Here is a 16,038-nt window from a genome sequence, read left to right as displayed (position 1 = left end):
TATAATACTAAAGATAAGAGACAGACTCTTATGGAGAAATTGAATCACTTAATTTATTTAAAATTTAAAATAACGGAGATGATATTATGAATTTTATAAAAGTAGGGTCTGCATGTCCTGTAACCAAAGTTGCAGATGTTGATTTTAATGTAGAAAATATAAATTTATGTATTGATGAAGCTTATGATAAAGAAGTTAAGTACTTAGTATTCCCTGAACTTGCTGTAACTTCTTATACATGTGGTGACTTATTTTTAAACTCTGCTTTATTAAATGCCTCTATAAACGGTATCAAAAATATAGTTGAACACTCTCTTTACAAAGATATGCTTATAACCATAGGAGCACCTCATTTACATAATAATATATTATATAACTGTGCTTATATGATATTTAACGGTAAAATATTGGGGATTGTTCCAAAATCATATATACCTAACTATAGTGAATTTTATGAAAAAAGATGGTTTACTGAAGGTGTTAACGTAATTGATGAAACCACATCATTACCTTTCCAAGATAATATTCCTTTTGGAACAAACTTAATATTTACAGCTGGCGAAGCAAGATTTGGTGTGGAAGTTTGCGAGGATTTATGGGTAACAATTCCACCTAGTTCATACCTTTCAATAGCTGGTGCTAATATTATTGGTAACCCTTCAGCTTCTAATGAACTGGTAAGTAAAAAAGATTATAGATTATCACTTATTGAAAATCAAAGTGCTAGATGCCTTGGAGCTTATGTATACTCATCATCTGGAGTTCATGAATCTACTACTGATTTACTATTTAGTGGTCATTTAATAGTTGCTGAAAACGGCTCAATAATAAAAGAAAATGAAAGATTCCAAAGAAATAATGAAGTTATTACAACATCTATTGATTTATTTAAATTAAATTCTGAAAGGCTAAAAAATCTAAGCTTTAGAGATATGAACAAGCTTTTACCTTTTAATATAAAAACTATAGATTTTTCCTTTAAAAACACTAAGATTACTAACTTTGACAGATATGTGGATAAACATCCTTTTGTTCCTTCAAATCCTCTTGCAAGAGATGAAAGATGTAAGGAAATATTCAATATACAATGTTCAGCTTTAGCAAAACGTCTTGAACACACTAATTTAAAGAAAGCTGTCATTGGTATTTCAGGAGGTCTTGATTCAACTTTAGCTCTTCTTGTAATAGTGAAAACATTTGATATGCTTGGAATAAACCATGAAAACATAATTACCATTACAATGCCAGGCTTTGGTACTACAGATAGAACTTATAACAATGCCTTAACTCTTTGCAGAGAATTAAACTGTGATTTAAGAGAAATTAATATAGTAAAAGCTGCTCTGCAACATTTTGAAGACATTGGTCATGATAAAGATATTCATGATGTTACTTATGAAAATGTTCAAGCTAGAGAAAGAACTCAAATACTTATGGATCTTGCCAACAAGGAAGGCGGATTATTAATAGGTACTGGTGATTTATCTGAACTTGCCCTTGGATGGTGTACTTATAATGGAGATCATATGAGCATGTATTCAGTAAATCCGTCAATTCCTAAGACTTTAGTAAGATATCTTGTAAAATATGTGGCAGAAAAGGAATCTACTGAAGAAGTTAAAGAAACTCTTTTAGATATATTAGATACTCCTGTGAGCCCTGAACTTCTTCCAAAAGGAAAGGATGGAGACATTGTTCAAAAGACTGAAGATATAGTAGGACCTTATGAATTACATGATTTCTTCCTATATCATTTTATTAAACATGGTTCTTCAAAAGAAAGAATTCAATTCTTAGCAGAAGTGGCCTTTAAGGATGATTACTCTCCAGAAGAAATTGCCAAATGGCTAGATAAGTTTATTTACAGATTCTTTACTCAACAATTTAAGAGAAGTGCCCTTCCAGATGGTCCAAAGGTTGGTTCTATCTCTCTTAGCCCAAGAGGAGACTGGAGAATGCCTTCAGATGCTTCATTTAAAAGCTTTAGATAATTAAAAATGACGGAGATTGCTATCCGTCATTTTTAATTACATATCTTTTAATTTAAATATCCCATTGATTGATCTGTTACCATATTAAATGTATCCTTAACTTCTCTCATTACATCAACATAACTTAAATATACCTTTATTTCCATAGACTTATAATCTTCATCTACTTTCTTTATCTGTCCATATAAGATTTTACCCCAATCCATTAAATTTTTTAATATATAATTATTTTCTTTTGATACATAACCTAGTAAATATCCCTTTTCTGTTAACACCATAATAGCATTTTCAGCTTCAGCATTATCCTTATCCCTCTTTAAATAAACTAATGCTCCTGATCTTATTTTATTTTCTACAATGGTCAAATCAAATTTATCCATATCTTCCACCTTGGTTATAGTTAAAAATGCATCTTTTGTATATGGAGATACCCTTACATCACCAATGTTTTCATATTGCCTTTTCTTTTTGCTATTAAATCCATCTAAAAATCTTATAATACTTTGCTTAAGCTCCTTATTTACTTCTCTTTTATAACACCCTTCAAGAATATGAATATAGTTGTTTAAATATTCATAATTTATGCCCCTTAAATTATTGAGTGCTGCTCGTCTAGTTGGAGTATATCTTGCACTTAAAGCCTTTATGTTTATATCAATATATTTATCTTTTAGTTCATCCATATATGACACAATTAAATATAAACAGCTATCAACAATATATCTATAATCTAGATTTTCCTCATCTAAAGGTTCCGCTCCTCCTGTGACCCTATCTATATCCAAATATACTTTTGCAAACTCAATAAGCTTTTCTTTTGATTCTTTATCACATTCAGTCATAATATAATTGTAAATGCTAACTTGTGACGAATCCTTCCATAATCGTTCTTCAAAATCGCCATATTGAAGACATACATTTATAGCTAATGCTATATCAACTATTTCATCCACATCACTACTTTCATCAGAAAGCGCCCTCTTAATAACACCATCATTATTGTCACTCATTATAATATTCTTCATTTCCTCTATCTTTATCTTATCATCAGATGACATTGATATCACTTCCATCAGCTGTACATCATCTTTATCTTCCTTTAAAAATAATGATAATAATTCACACATTACATATAGAGAATTAAAATTCTTACCAAACTTTCTATAATAATTCCAGTATCCATATACTATATCTATAGTTATGTGTTCAATAAAAAATCCTTTTAATGTGTACAATTCTTTCAGCTTTTTAGTCAATAAATTATACTTTTCTTCTGTATATTCATCACCAAAGAAGTATTCAATATAATAATCATTATTATAAGTCATTGCCACAAGGACAGTCTCCAACATTTCATTATCTGCTTCTGCTTCAATTACCCATTTCTTTATTTCTTCATTTATATATTCTAAATTAGTTATGGCCATTATCTTGCCATAACCTCTTGATGCTTTTGCTATTTCAAAAATTATGCTATTGCATTTATCATATTCCTTAAGTCCTTCTATACAGTAAAAGATAAATTCATTATGATTTGAAAAAGCCTTTAATATTTCTTCTGCCTCTTCATTGGCACAATATCTCAACAGTGATAACGCAAATTTTATTCCTTCAACATCATCACTATCTAATAAATAATTTTGTGCTGCTGAAAAAATATTATTCTTACTTATTAATCCTTCTTTAATATAAACATTTAATTTTTCTTCAAAGGCAAAATAATATCTTACTAAAGGATTACTATTTAAATAATTTATTATATCATCATCAACATATTGTCTATCATTATTTTCAAAGAACATCTCAATAAGTTCTGTAGCTAACTGATTTTTCACTTCTGCTTCTAGAGGGTCATTTAGATATAATTCTTCACAATCATTTTTACCCGCTTCACTTAAATCCTGATTTTTATAAACGCTATATCCATATTTATTCCAATGTTCCATTAAATTTTTATATAATTTATTTACAACCATATCTCTTCCCCCTTTTTACACCATATATGTATAATTGTAACATATATTCACAAAAATAATAGGTTATCATTAAATAATTTTAACGATAACCTATCTTTAAATAATATATTATTTAGCTAATCCATCTAAATATTTAACTGCACTTAAAGCAGCAATATTACCTTCACCTGCTGATTTTATATATTGGTATGGTACTCCAACACAATCTCCAGCTGCAAAACATCCTGGTATATTTGTAGCCATAGTTCTATCAACTTTAATGTGGCCATTTTCCATCAGTAGCCCTGGAACAAGCTGTCCAGGTGATATACTATCTCTTAATACAAAAACTCCATCGCTTTCAATTTCTTTATCTTTAAATCTAACAGCATTTACTTTTGTATCTCCTAGTATTTCTAACGGTCTATCAACTACTACTTCTATGTCATCTTTAAGATCATATTCATCTTTATACATAGCAACATAGTTTACTTTAGAAGCTAATTCACTAACATAATTTGCTTCTTCTTCAGCTTCTTTATTATATCCTATGACAGTTACAACCTTATCTCTATATAAAGGTGCATCACAAGTTGCACAATATCCTACACCTTTTCCTAGCAGTCTTTCTTCACCTTCTAAAGTCTTACCAACTTCCATTCCAGTGGCTAAAATAATAGCTTTAGCTTCATACATTTTTTCATTTACCATAAGAGCAAAATATTCACCCATTGCATAAATATTATTAACTCTTTCTTCAGTAATTTTAATATCCATTGAAGCTACATGTTCTTTAAATTTTTCCGCTAGGTCTTTTCCTGTAACACCATAAAAACCTAAATAATTATTTATCTTTGATGCTTTAGTTATCTTATTTGATAAATTATTATTCCCAAATACAATAAAACTTTTATTTCTAATCTTTGCATTTAATGCTGCTGATAATCCTGCTGGCCCACTTCCAATTATAGCAATATCGACTCTTTCCACTTAGCACCTCTATATCTTAAAGATGTTTAGCTATTGCATTCTTTAATTGATCTTTAGGCATAAATCCAACTAAAGTATCAACTGGAGCACCATCTTTAAATACCATTATTGTTGGAATACTTGCAACTCTATATTTACCAGCTAAATTAGGGCATTCATCTACATTAGCTTTAACAAACTTAGCATTTGTTAATTCTCCTGCAACTTCTTCAAATATAGGTCCTATCATCTTACATGGACCACACCATTCAGCCCAGAAATCTACTACTGAAATCCCATCGAATTCTACTACCTTAGATACAAAATCATTTTCACTTATATGTTCTACCATTTTAAATCCTCCTTGTACCCCCATGGGGTATTTCCTTGTTTAAATTCTACAACTACTTTATAAATAAGTCAATACACTATTTATACATCATTATTCTATGCAATATAATTTTATTTTAAACTTAATGCCGTAAAAAAAGTGAAACACCCTCTATATTTAAAACTTATCTTTCACATAGATATACATCTAAATATTATATGTCAACCTTTTTATCCTAATTTTTTAAGTTAGCTGATACTCTTATGTTTTTCTGCATATTTATTTAATTCTGCATATATTCCGTCTTTTCTTAATAGTTCTTCATGGTTTCCTCTCTCCTCAATACCCTTATCTGTAAGCACTATTATTTCATTTGCATTTTTAATAGTAGATAACCTATGAGCAACTACAATTGTAGTTCTTCCCTTGCATAATTCTTCTAAAGATTTTTGTATTAAGAATTCTGTCACATTATCTAAAGCAGAAGTAGCTTCATCTAAAATTAATATTGGAGGATTCTTAAGAAATACTCTAGCAATGGATAACCTTTGTTTCTGTCCTCCAGAAAGCTTGACTCCTCTTTCTCCTATGAAAGTATCATATCCATCTGGAAGGCTAATAATAAACTTATGAATATTAGCTCTTTTAGCAGCTTCTATTATTTCATCATCAGTTGCATCCTGCTTACCATATTTAATATTTTCCTTAATGGTTCCAGTAAATAGGAATACTTCCTGCTGTACAATACCAATATTGCTTCTTAATGATTCTAGTGATAAATCATAAATACTCTTATTATCTATTAATATATCACCTCCATCAACATCATAAAACCTTGGTATAAGATTACATAAAGTACTTTTCCCACCACCAGAAGGTCCAACTAACGCAAGCATTTTTCCTGCTTCTATATTAAGACTTAATCCATTTAACACCTTATTATCTTCATAGCTAAAATGAATATTGTCAAAGGTAATTTTCCCTTTAACCTCTCTTAAGTTTTCATTACCTTCTTTTTCTTCTTCCTCTTCCATAATGGTAAGGTATCTCTTAAATCCTGTCATACCATTTTGATATTGTTCCATAAAGTCCACTATAGTTTTTATTGGTTGCTTAAATAATTTTATATATAATACATATGCTAAGAAATCTCCAAGATTTATTAAATCATAATAAGTAAATAGTCCACCAATTATTAAAACTACATAATCTAAAAGATCTAGTCCAAAATTCACTCCTGAAGAGTATTCTGCCATAACCTTGTACGCTTTTTCTCTTGCTTCCTTAAACCTAACATTTCCCTTTTCAAACTTTTCTTCTTCATACTTCTGTCCTAAAAAAGCCTTAGATGTTCTAATTCCTGCTATGGAATTTTCTAAAGTTGAATTTACTTCCGCTGTTTCAATTCTCGTTTGCATAAAAGCCTTTTTCATCTTTTTTCTTTGATATAAGGTAAAAATAACTATAACAGGAAGCACTGTAAATATGATAAGAGTAAGCTTTATATTTATTCCTGCTAATATTATAAATGAACCAATAAACATTATTGCTGAAATAAATATATTTTCCGGACCATGATGAGCAAGTTCAGAAATCTCCATTAAATCATTAATCATTCTACTCATTATTTCACCGGTTTTGGTATTATCAAAATACTTATTAGGAAGCCTTTCTAAATGATTAAATAGCTCCTTTCTCATGTCCGCCTGCATTCTTACACCAACTACATGCCCCCAATATTGCATAAAATATGCACATGCTGCTTTGATTAAATATAATATAATTAAAACTACTGCAAATACACCTATAGTTCTTATATTTCTATTAGGTATAGTTTCATTAATCAATGTTCTTGTAAGCATTGGATATATTAATTCACATACCGATGCTATGGTCGCCACCAACAAATCTAAAAAGAATAATTTTTTATATGGTTTATAAAATTTTATAAAACTTTTTAACATTAATTTTCTCCCGTCTTTTATTTATCTATAAATATCTACCACTAATCCCTGTATCTCATCAACAGTTGCTGCAATATTTATATTTTCCATTTCTCCATTTAAAAATGCAGATGTTAATTCCTCAAGTTTTCCATCTATTGTGTTTACTGTAATAAAATATTGAGTTTGCCAAAAGCTTATATCTTTTTTAGTTTCATACATATATTTCAATACAGATTCTAGATACTCCTTAATCATCTTTTTGTAATTTATTACATCTATATAAGTCTTTGTTACAACAAGTCTATTACCTTTCTTTTTTATATCATCAATAAGTTGCTTAAGCTGTTCTTGCGAACGTCTGTCTCTAGCTTGATTAAAACTTTGGGGAAAATCTTTCTTGTTCCCTGATACTTTTACTTCTTGAGTTAATGCATTTCCTCTTTGAATTCTTCCAATCTCCATATTATTCACCCTCTGTTTACTTATTTTTATATAAATAATGCTTAAGATACATATGTACTATGCTATCTTAAGCTTTTATTTATATTGAAAAATACTCTTTTATAATTTCTAAATCTTCATGAGAAAAATTATACTTTTCTATATCTTTTTTTCCTATCCATCTTACAGTGTTAATTGTTTTATGTGTAGTGATATACTCTCTTACTGTTCCTGTATAAACTTGAATAGTTTCATCACCATTTTCATTAGCACTATATTCCTTAAAATTCTCTAAATCAAAGATAGTACATTTTATATCTTTATCTACAGCTTTTATTATAGCTCTTTCTGCTGTTTCTTTTCCCTTTAATTCTTTCCCAAATAACCCCCATTGCTTTGGAGTGTTCTTTCCTTTTCCCCTTTCTGCAATAAGTATATTTTTAAAATCGTCGTAAATAACTATAGTAGATTTAACAACCTTTCCCATACTTTCCTCCACTACTTTAATTGATAAAAAATTGTCAATCAATTTATATATATTTTTTTTAGTCTTATATCTATTATAACTTTCTAACAAAAATATTCAAATATTTTTTTATTTTTATCACTTTTAATATTTTTTTATCTTTTTCTTTTATATATTAAGTTGTTGAATAAACAAAATTTGTAAAAATTAGTTATTCAATAATCCATTATATGTATAATAGATTATTTTTACGGATATACTTCAAACTAAGAGGTGATATATTTATGAAATTTTTAATTTATTTAATAATATTTTTTTCTTTATTCTTTATTATAAAAATTATTAATTATTTGCTTCAATTAAAACAGCATTCAATAATTAAAGAAATTAATGATATGCAAAAAAGTAAAGGATTTTTATCTATTAAAGACTTAATGGATATTGATTCTTGTAATTTATTATCCTTGGTAAATACTTATCTTACCAAAAAAGGATATAAAGATATCAGAGTTATTAAGAATTCTGATATTTCAGCCCCATCTTTAACCTGTTACTTAAACGAAGATAATATTTATATTTCTCTTATTTCCTACAGAAATAAAGAATCTGATTTAACAAATAAACCTTGGCTTGATATATTTATTGCTAATATGGTAAAGCATCAATGTAAAAATGGATTTTTATTTACTAATTCAGTTTTTAATACTGATTATATTGAAGCTGTCAATAACTTCAATAATAATTCTTCTTTTAAAATTAAGTTGATAGATGGCTATGAACTTAGCAGATTTATTAGAAATTTAAATGGAATTACTTCTAAGGAGGCTAAATATGTTTGATTATATTTATATATTTTTGATACTTATCTCTCCTTTTATCGGTAAGCTTATTAAAAATATCTATATCATTTATAAGCTAAAAAAGGAATACGTTGAATCCACAGATATCTTAAATTACATGTGCTCATTAACCAAGGATGAATTTGCAATTTGGACTTGTGATTTTTTATATAATAACAACTTTAGCAATATTGTTACTTGTTCAAACTCTCAATGTCATTCACAAGATATAGTATGCACTAAAGATCAAAATACATTTTATGTACTTTGTAAGCAATCATCTAGTACTGAAAGTCTTACTAAAGATGATATTGATTCTTTGTTAGGCTCCATGGTTTTAGATAATATTCATAAAGGAATTGTAGTGACTACAGGTAAAATAAGCAAAACTATTAAAGATTCTCTTTCTTCTATCCCTAATGATTACTATATTCAAATTATCTCTGGTGATGATTTAAAGTATAGCATTAATCACCCTAAATAATTTAATTTATAATTAATATAAAAATATAGGTAAATCAGCTTTTCTGATTTACCTATATTTTTTCATAAACTATAATAATCTACATCCCTCTGCATCTTGTGCTATTAATCCTTTTTTCATTAACCCACCTAAAGCCATTTTAAAGTAATTTTTACTTGTTCCAAAAGTTATTTTTATATCTTCAGGGCTTGATTTATCATTGAAAGTCATAAACCCTCCATTTTTTTTCATATATTTAACAATTTTTTCTTGAAGGGCATCTCTTTCATTTAATCTTGTCTTTCTAGGTGTTAAACCAATTACGCCATCTTCATATACTCTTTTAACTCTTAATTTCATTTCTTGACCTGGATGAACTTCGAAATAGTATTCATTTGGTAATACTAACCCCTTATATTTTCCATCTATGGCAACATTTAAAGTTCCAGCTGGTGTTTTTGAATATACCATTGCAGTAACTTCGTCACCTACTTTATATCCTTCACCAATTTCTATGTAATTTTCAACTTCAGTTGTTGCTGCTAATCTATCTGTCTTATCTACATAAATATAGAATAAATATTTCTTACCAGTATGTAATTTATATCTTTGCTCTTTTAGAGGAACAAAAATATCCCTATCTAAACCGAAATCTATGAATGCACCAAATTCACTTTGTTGTACAACTTTTAAATACGCAACGTCAAAAGCCTTTGCTAAAGGCTTTTTAAATGTAGCTAAAGCTCTATCCTTTGAATCTCTATATATAAATACTTCTACTTCATCACCAACACTTACTTTATTTCCTTCTAGTAATGATTTTGGAAGTAGTACTTCAGCTCTTCCATCTAATTCTCTTAAATAAAATCCAAAGTCTTTTTCTCTATCAACTTTCATTTTATTATACTCGCCTATTCTTAACATGTAGACCTCCTAATTACTTATATTTTTTACTTAAAGCAACATAATTGTCTGCTGACCTCTTAATGCTTTTAATTTCTTCTTCTGATAACTTCCTAACAGCCTTTGCAGGATTACCTAATATAAGTACCCCTTCTTCAAACTCTTTACCTTGAGTTACTAATGCACCAGCTCCAACAATTGAATTTTTTGAGATTTTAGCATTATTTAATATTATACTACCCATTCCAACTAAAACATTATTACTTATATTGCACCCATGAATAATAGCACTATGTCCTATAGTAACATTTTCACCTATAATTACAGGACTTTCTATATCAACATGCACTACAGCATTTTCTTGAATATTACTATTTGCTCCTATTACTATCTTGTTCATATCAGCTCTTAACCTGGCACCAAACCAAATGCTTACGTTTTCTTCAACTTTAACATCACCTATAATATCTACTGATTCCGATACATATGCATTTTCATTTATACTAGGGGCTACACCATTAAACTGCAATTTCATACTCCCAGTCACCTCTTGGATAAAATTATCACTTTATTTTATCACTCTTTGTTATTATTGTCATTATTTTAATAACTAGAATACTATATATAGAATAAATAACTTTTTGTGAGGAAAGTTTTTGAGCAAAAGCAGGCATCGAAATAATATCACTTTTGATCGAAATAAGATTAAATACTATTATGGTATTCCTCATTGCCATTGCAGTTATTCAACTGGAAAAGGAAATCCTCTTGAGATATATACTGCAGCTATTAAATGCGGATTGGATTTCTTATTCTTAACTGACCATAATGCCTTTTTAATTACTAAAACAAAATATAAAGATGACCTTATGAGCAAATGGGAATTAAGTACCATAATTACTACTAAAGCTTATAAAAACTCCTCCAACTTTATTCCTATTCTAGGTTTTGAATGTAAAAGTGTTTATGGTGATTTAAATATAATAAATCCAAATTCTTTTTTTACAGGTACTGTATCTGATATCCGCTTACTAACCTTATGGATGCTAAATAATAACAACTCATTTATATCAATAAATCATCCTCATAAAAACATACTTAATCTTCAGTATAATGCTATTTTAAATAAGCTTATAACTTCCATTGAAGTTTGTAACGGAAATCCTGCTTCTAAATACACTAGGCATGATAAATATTACTTTGCTTTACTAGATAGAGGGTGGAAGCTCAGTGCTATAAATGGTCAAGACAACCACCGCATAAACTTTGCTGATTCAGAATACCTAACTGCCTATATAGGTAATGAATTATCCAGAAACTCCTTGATTGATGCATTTAGAAATCACCGTACCTATTCAACAGAATCTAAATTTTTAAAATTCCACTTCCTTTTAAATAACACATTCATGGGTGATACCTTATTTATTACTTCCAATAAATTAAAGTTTAGTATTTTTGTAGAGGATGTAAAATATAGAATACTGCATATACAAATCATCTCCAATAAAGGTACTATAATAAAGAGTATTGAAAATATTAACTTAAACTATATCCGCTATTTTTACGAGCATATTCATGAAAAAAATGAAACATGGTATGTAATTAGAGTGATGCAAGAAAACAATAAAATAGCCTTAAGCTCTCCTATATTTATTGAAGATTCACTAATTAAAAATAAAAATTGGACTACTGAAAATTAATCAGCAGTCCAATATTAAATATAATTATTTTGCATCTTTATTTAAATGCTTAACTCTATTAGGCTTAGCCTTAGGTCTAATAACTATTTCTTTTTCTTTTTTCTTAGGTCCTCCAGTAGCTTGTATCTCTAAGAACCACATGAAAAAAGTAACTGTTAGTATAGTCATTGTAACTACAACAATAATATTACTTCCCCAACTAACTATGCTTGGTAAGAACATTTGTACAACTAATAATATAATTGCAATTGCTAATGGAATAAATTTATTGATTCTAACTTTTGAAAAAACATATTTTCTCCCTAAAAATGACACTCCCAAAGTCAAAGCAAATAATAATATAAAATATAATATCCATTTTAAAAAATTCATCATTATATACTCCCTTCATAACAATATACTTATATATTATAAGGAAATGAATATATTTTCAACATAATTTTATATTCCATTTTTTGATAAATTGTTAAATATACAGCTCACTATTAAAAGATTTTATTTTTCACTTCATTTTTTATATATATTTTGATAAAATGTACTAAAGATATTATTAAATTACTAAAAGGGGTGTTATAATGGGTTTAAATCAAAACTATCAACTTGATGACTTAGATCTTCAAATTTTAGATATATTAATCAAAGACTGTAGAACTCCATACTTGGAAATTGCCAGAATGTGTCATGTTAGTGGTGGTACTATTCATGTAAGAATGAAAAAAATGGAGGAATTAAACATAATTAAAGGAAGTAGAATTCTTTTAAATCTTCCTAAACTTGGTTATGATGTATGTTGTTTTGTAGGAATTTATATTGATAAGACTTCTTCTTATACAGAAGTTGTTAATGAAATGTCTAAAATCAACGAAGTTGTTGAGCTTCATTTAACAACTGGAGATTATACTGTGTTTGCTAAGGTTATATGTAAAAATATCTCTGATTTACAAGATATTCTTTTAAATAAAATAAATGTAATCCACGGTATACAAAGAACTGATACTATTATTTCACTAAATCAACCAATCGATAGAAACATTACAATTTAGAATACATAAAAACACTTCTTTATGTAAAAAATATATATAAACAAATATAAAGGAGTTGTTTTTATGAAAGTATTAGATACTATAGCTTTACTTTTAGTAATAATAGGTGCAGTAAACTGGGGCTTAATAGGCTTCTTTAGATTCGATTTAGTGGCAGCATTATTTGGCTCAATGACAATGTTCAGTAGAATTATATATGCCCTTGTTGGAATAAGTGGCTTATATGCAATTTCTTTCTTTGCAAAAAGTAAGGTAATTGATTAATTATAGAACTAATGATGAAAAAGTCTTACCAATATGTAGGACTTTTTTATGTTTTTTATGATTGATATAAATTTAAAAGGATTGATAATTAATGAAAATTTATAAATCCATAAATTCAAATCTTTACAAGATGATTATTTTATTTACTCTTTATTCTTTCTTAGGTTGGACATGTGAAGTCTTATATGCCTATTCAATTCATCATCACTTTGTTAACAGAGGATTCTTAACTGGTCCTTTTTGTACTATTTATGGATTCGGCTTCCTTATAATTTACTTACTACTTCATAAATTTAAAAATAATCTCTGCTCACTTTTTATTTTTTCAATTTTACTCACTTCTGCACTAGAGCTTATTACTGGTTGGGCTTTAGATACTTTCTTTCATACACGATACTGGAATTACACTTCTTATCCTTTAAATATAAAAGGATATATATGTCTCTACTTTTCTCTGATTTGGGGTATTAGCTCCCTTATACTTATTAAAATATTAAATCCAGCACTTTCTTTTCTTATATCTTTGCTACCATCTAATAAACTAGGTTACATTTGCTTTTTGATTTTATTTTATTTCATTGGTGATCTTATTATGAGCTCATATAAATTAACATTTGTAAGAATACCTTTGCAGAATATTTATTGGTTTTCCAGTTGTTTAGTTTCTCTCAACATACATCAATATAATTTTTATAAAGAACTAATAAAAGACAATCTTTATTTGCAATTATTAATTTCATTTAATAAAATATGAACATAAGATATTGGCTGAAAAAGCCAATATCTTATGTTTTATTTAATAGATTTAATAATATCAAATAGTTCTAATGCTGCATCTTTAGGACCATTTTTTTCTTGTCCCCTTACTCCTAAACAAGTTTTAATTTGCCCAACTTTAACACCAGCACTATATAATGTCTCAAAGTATTTATCAATTAATATATCTGTTTCCTTTTGTTTTTGCACTGGTCCAAATGGATTAGCAAAATAACTTTCAACTAAGCCTTTTTCTGTGGTTGTTCCCTTTGCCATTCTTGCACCGGATTTAAACACCTTAATTGCTGCTTCAACATTTTCAAAGTAATCTATATGCTTTTCATTTTCTTTTACTTCAGTATAATTATTAGCATATAGGAATAAGTCTACTTTATATCCTTTTATTATTTCACTATATGGAGCTACTGGCATAACAAGCCTTGCATTAATTTTATCTGGGTTCATAAATATACTTCTATCTAATTCTTTAAATGCATATCCTTGATCTAAATCATCTAATCTTACAAAAGCACCTATTTCTGTTCCATAACCATAAATATTGCCATCTTTCTCCTTAAATATACCCATGTCATCAAAGATAGTTATCATACCACTTATTTGATTTTCACCAAGTGCTCTTAATGCTTCTAAGCTTTCTGATTTACCTGCACCACTATCTCCCATTATTACAACATTAGCATGCTTACCATTCTTCATTTCAATATTTACCATGGCACCATGTATTGGTAGATATCCTCTTTTTATCATTATTAAATTATGCAGTGTTAATAGCATCTTTTTCATATAACCAAAATAATCTATTTCATCTGAATAATTTACATAACCAAGCATTATATTATTATCTTTGTCATCATAAAATACTGTTTTTAATTCTTCATCCTCATCAGTTGCCCCAAAGACATATATCATATCTGGTTTTCTACCTCTACATTCTTCTACTTTTGCCATTTCAAAAAGATTACAAAGAGTAACTCCGTGCTCCATAAAATCTCTATGGAAATACACATAAGCCAAAAGTTCTCCAACTTTAGCAGGATAACAGAACCAATGCTCTTTAGTTATATGTGCGTATTCTAATGGATTATATTTTATTTCTTTAAATATACCATTTCTTGTATTTTTCTTTGGATATGTTATGAATGGAGCTTCTAATAATATAGAATCTATAAAACTTATATCCTCTAATATTTCATAACAATTAGGTACTGGCCATAAAAGAGAGTTAATCATAAGACTGCAGTTACCTCCTGCTGGTATCTGTCTAAATACTTTAGGAGAGACTCCTAAAATATTTTCTTCTATTCTTCTATATAATCTTAAAATAAGCTTAGCAAATTCAGAGTTAGCTTCAGTAAAATTCATTGCTGCAATACCTTGTCTTACTTTATCTGTATGAATAATTGTATATCTTTCTAATCTTCTCCAAAATAAATATAAATCTTCTATTACCTTAATAAACTCTTGATTATCTTCAAATATAGCTCTGTAATTACTTTCAATTTCTATTATTTCATTTGCATCCATTATGGTAAGCCATTTAAATAATTTAAGTAGTTCTCTTTTTATAAAATGTCTATCCTTACTTCCTAAAGAATCAGTTAAAAATCTATATGAAAGCGTAACATTTTTTTCTGATTTTTTTAAATATACATCTAAAACCCTTCTAAATCCTTCACTATCTAAAACAGACTCAAAATTAGTACAATATTTTGCTGAAAAATTCAATAAAACTTTATCATTACTAATAGAAAATTCTTTTTTCATTTTTGTCCCCTCCATTTATACTTTTACACCAATTTGTACCACAAATATACTTGTCTCTCTCCTACATTATATCACTATTTTGCAATAAATAAAATATTTTTATTCACTATTTTAATCCACTTTTATTTTCACTTAATTTTTTACGTATATTTTTTTATATTTTTAATATTTTATATGTATTTTTTT

Annotated in this window: 17 protein-coding genes; 7 read left to right on the top strand and 10 right to left on the bottom strand. The window is 27.9% G+C overall.

The window, feature by feature from the left end; translation table 11 throughout:
• The first annotated feature begins 86 nt into the window (after positions 1-86).
• Positions 87-1,991 (top strand): NAD(+) synthase, encoded by a 1,905-nt coding sequence (locus tag H8R92_RS04385; protein WP_022211109.1) that lies wholly within the window; start codon positions 87-89, stop codon positions 1,989-1,991.
• A 47-nt stretch (positions 1,992-2,038) separates the two neighbouring features.
• Here H8R92_RS04385 and H8R92_RS04380 read toward each other — a convergent pair whose 3' ends face one another.
• The 6 genes from H8R92_RS04380 to H8R92_RS04355 all read right to left on the bottom strand — a co-directional run bounded on the left by H8R92_RS04380 (position 2,039) and on the right by H8R92_RS04355 (position 8,120).
• Positions 2,039-3,967 carry an HIRAN domain-containing protein gene (locus H8R92_RS04380; RefSeq protein ID WP_186834817.1) on the bottom strand — a complete coding sequence of 643 codons (1,929 nt, stop codon included), beginning with the start codon at positions 3,965-3,967 and terminating at the stop codon, positions 2,039-2,041.
• Positions 3,968-4,075: 108 nt separating this feature from the next.
• Positions 4,076-4,936 (bottom strand): NAD(P)/FAD-dependent oxidoreductase, encoded by an 861-nt coding sequence (locus tag H8R92_RS04375; protein ID WP_022211107.1) that lies wholly within the window; start codon positions 4,934-4,936, stop codon positions 4,076-4,078.
• 16 nt (positions 4,937-4,952) lie between these two features.
• Positions 4,953-5,267, bottom strand: a complete 315-nt coding sequence (gene trxA, locus H8R92_RS04370) for a thioredoxin (protein WP_186834816.1) — start codon at positions 5,265-5,267, stop codon at positions 4,953-4,955.
• Positions 5,268-5,494: 227 nt separating this feature from the next.
• Positions 5,495-7,210, bottom strand: a complete 1,716-nt coding sequence (locus H8R92_RS04365; RefSeq protein WP_022211105.1) for an ABC transporter ATP-binding protein — start codon at positions 7,208-7,210, stop codon at positions 5,495-5,497.
• Between the two features lie 21 nt (positions 7,211-7,231).
• Positions 7,232-7,654 carry a YaaR family protein gene (locus H8R92_RS04360; RefSeq protein WP_022211104.1) on the bottom strand — a complete coding sequence of 141 codons (423 nt, stop codon included), beginning with the start codon at positions 7,652-7,654 and terminating at the stop codon, positions 7,232-7,234.
• A gap of 79 nt (positions 7,655-7,733) precedes the next feature.
• Positions 7,734-8,120, bottom strand: a complete 387-nt coding sequence (locus H8R92_RS04355) for a hypothetical protein (protein ID WP_022211103.1) — start codon at positions 8,118-8,120, stop codon at positions 7,734-7,736.
• 263 nt (positions 8,121-8,383) lie between these two features.
• Here H8R92_RS04355 and H8R92_RS04350 point away from each other — a divergent pair, with 263 nt between their 5' ends.
• Positions 8,384-8,938 carry a restriction endonuclease gene (locus tag H8R92_RS04350; RefSeq protein ID WP_022211102.1) on the top strand — a complete coding sequence of 185 codons (555 nt, stop codon included), beginning with the start codon at positions 8,384-8,386 and terminating at the stop codon, positions 8,936-8,938.
• The gene (locus H8R92_RS04345) at positions 8,931-9,422 is read left to right on the top strand and encodes a restriction endonuclease (RefSeq protein WP_022211101.1); all 492 of its coding nucleotides are present in this window, start codon (positions 8,931-8,933) and stop codon (positions 9,420-9,422) included. Before H8R92_RS04350 ends, H8R92_RS04345 begins: the two co-directional genes overlap by 8 nt.
• Positions 9,423-9,491: 69 nt before the next feature.
• Here H8R92_RS04345 and H8R92_RS04340 read toward each other — a convergent pair whose 3' ends face one another.
• Both H8R92_RS04340 and H8R92_RS04335 read right to left on the bottom strand, forming a co-directional pair.
• Positions 9,492-10,325: a CvfB family protein gene (locus H8R92_RS04340; protein WP_022211100.1), complete on the bottom strand. Its 834-nt coding sequence runs from the start codon at positions 10,323-10,325 to the stop codon at positions 9,492-9,494.
• A gap of 13 nt (positions 10,326-10,338) precedes the next feature.
• Complete coding sequence (locus H8R92_RS04335) at positions 10,339-10,839, bottom strand: gamma carbonic anhydrase family protein (RefSeq protein WP_022211099.1); 501 nt, start codon at positions 10,837-10,839, stop codon at positions 10,339-10,341.
• 121 nt (positions 10,840-10,960) lie between these two features.
• Here H8R92_RS04335 and H8R92_RS04330 point away from each other — a divergent pair, with 121 nt between their 5' ends.
• The gene (locus H8R92_RS04330; RefSeq protein WP_022211098.1) at positions 10,961-12,004 is read left to right on the top strand and encodes a CehA/McbA family metallohydrolase; all 1,044 of its coding nucleotides are present in this window, start codon (positions 10,961-10,963) and stop codon (positions 12,002-12,004) included.
• 24 nt (positions 12,005-12,028) lie between these two features.
• Here H8R92_RS04330 and H8R92_RS04325 read toward each other — a convergent pair whose 3' ends face one another.
• Positions 12,029-12,376: a hypothetical protein gene (locus tag H8R92_RS04325; RefSeq protein WP_022211097.1), complete on the bottom strand. Its 348-nt coding sequence runs from the start codon at positions 12,374-12,376 to the stop codon at positions 12,029-12,031.
• Positions 12,377-12,579: 203 nt separating this feature from the next.
• Between H8R92_RS04325 and H8R92_RS04320 the strand changes: the two genes are divergently transcribed.
• The 3 genes from H8R92_RS04320 to H8R92_RS13455 all read left to right on the top strand — a co-directional run bounded on the left by H8R92_RS04320 (position 12,580) and on the right by H8R92_RS13455 (position 14,065).
• Positions 12,580-13,047 (top strand): Lrp/AsnC ligand binding domain-containing protein, encoded by a 468-nt coding sequence (locus H8R92_RS04320; protein ID WP_022166651.1) that lies wholly within the window; start codon positions 12,580-12,582, stop codon positions 13,045-13,047.
• 63 nt (positions 13,048-13,110) lie between these two features.
• Positions 13,111-13,311, top strand: a complete 201-nt coding sequence (locus tag H8R92_RS04315) for a DUF378 domain-containing protein (RefSeq protein WP_022211096.1) — start codon at positions 13,111-13,113, stop codon at positions 13,309-13,311.
• Between the two features lie 91 nt (positions 13,312-13,402).
• The gene (locus tag H8R92_RS13455; RefSeq protein WP_186834815.1) at positions 13,403-14,065 is read left to right on the top strand and encodes a putative ABC transporter permease; all 663 of its coding nucleotides are present in this window, start codon (positions 13,403-13,405) and stop codon (positions 14,063-14,065) included.
• 38 nt (positions 14,066-14,103) lie between these two features.
• Here H8R92_RS13455 and H8R92_RS04305 read toward each other — a convergent pair whose 3' ends face one another.
• On the bottom strand, positions 14,104-15,852 hold the full coding sequence (locus H8R92_RS04305; protein ID WP_022211094.1) for a phosphoenolpyruvate carboxykinase (ATP): 1,749 nt from the start codon (positions 15,850-15,852) through the stop codon (positions 14,104-14,106).
• Positions 15,853-16,038 lie beyond the last annotated feature (186 nt).

The sequence above is a fragment of the Clostridium lentum genome, from assembly GCF_014287815.1.
Taxonomy (GTDB): Bacteria; Bacillota; Clostridia; order Clostridiales; family Clostridiaceae; genus Clostridium; species Clostridium lentum.
The sequence above is the reverse complement of the archived record's forward strand: the minus strand, read 5'-3'. Positions and strand labels throughout refer to the sequence as shown.

Coding starts and splice junctions, on each gene's coding strand:
- H8R92_RS04320 (WP_022166651.1), top strand. CDS start 12,580: ATGGGTTTAAATCAAAACTATCAACTTGATGACTTAGATCTTCAAATT.
- H8R92_RS04385 (WP_022211109.1), top strand. CDS start 87: ATGAATTTTATAAAAGTAGGGTCTGCATGTCCTGTAACCAAAGTTGCA.
- H8R92_RS04325 (WP_022211097.1), bottom strand. CDS start 12,376: ATGAATTTTTTAAAATGGATATTATATTTTATATTATTATTTGCTTTG.
- H8R92_RS04355 (WP_022211103.1), bottom strand. CDS start 8,120: ATGGGAAAGGTTGTTAAATCTACTATAGTTATTTACGACGATTTTAAA.
- H8R92_RS04350 (WP_022211102.1), top strand. CDS start 8,384: ATGAAATTTTTAATTTATTTAATAATATTTTTTTCTTTATTCTTTATT.
- H8R92_RS13455 (WP_186834815.1), top strand. CDS start 13,403: ATGAAAATTTATAAATCCATAAATTCAAATCTTTACAAGATGATTATT.
- H8R92_RS04365 (WP_022211105.1), bottom strand. CDS start 7,210: ATGTTAAAAAGTTTTATAAAATTTTATAAACCATATAAAAAATTATTC.
- H8R92_RS04380 (WP_186834817.1), bottom strand. CDS start 3,967: ATGGTTGTAAATAAATTATATAAAAATTTAATGGAACATTGGAATAAA.
- H8R92_RS04315 (WP_022211096.1), top strand. CDS start 13,111: ATGAAAGTATTAGATACTATAGCTTTACTTTTAGTAATAATAGGTGCA.
- H8R92_RS04360 (WP_022211104.1), bottom strand. CDS start 7,654: ATGGAGATTGGAAGAATTCAAAGAGGAAATGCATTAACTCAAGAAGTA.
- H8R92_RS04340 (WP_022211100.1), bottom strand. CDS start 10,325: ATGTTAAGAATAGGCGAGTATAATAAAATGAAAGTTGATAGAGAAAAA.
- H8R92_RS04345 (WP_022211101.1), top strand. CDS start 8,931: ATGTTTGATTATATTTATATATTTTTGATACTTATCTCTCCTTTTATC.
- H8R92_RS04335 (WP_022211099.1), bottom strand. CDS start 10,839: ATGAAATTGCAGTTTAATGGTGTAGCCCCTAGTATAAATGAAAATGCA.
- H8R92_RS04305 (WP_022211094.1), bottom strand. CDS start 15,852: ATGAAAAAAGAATTTTCTATTAGTAATGATAAAGTTTTATTGAATTTT.
- trxA (WP_186834816.1), bottom strand. CDS start 5,267: ATGGTAGAACATATAAGTGAAAATGATTTTGTATCTAAGGTAGTAGAA.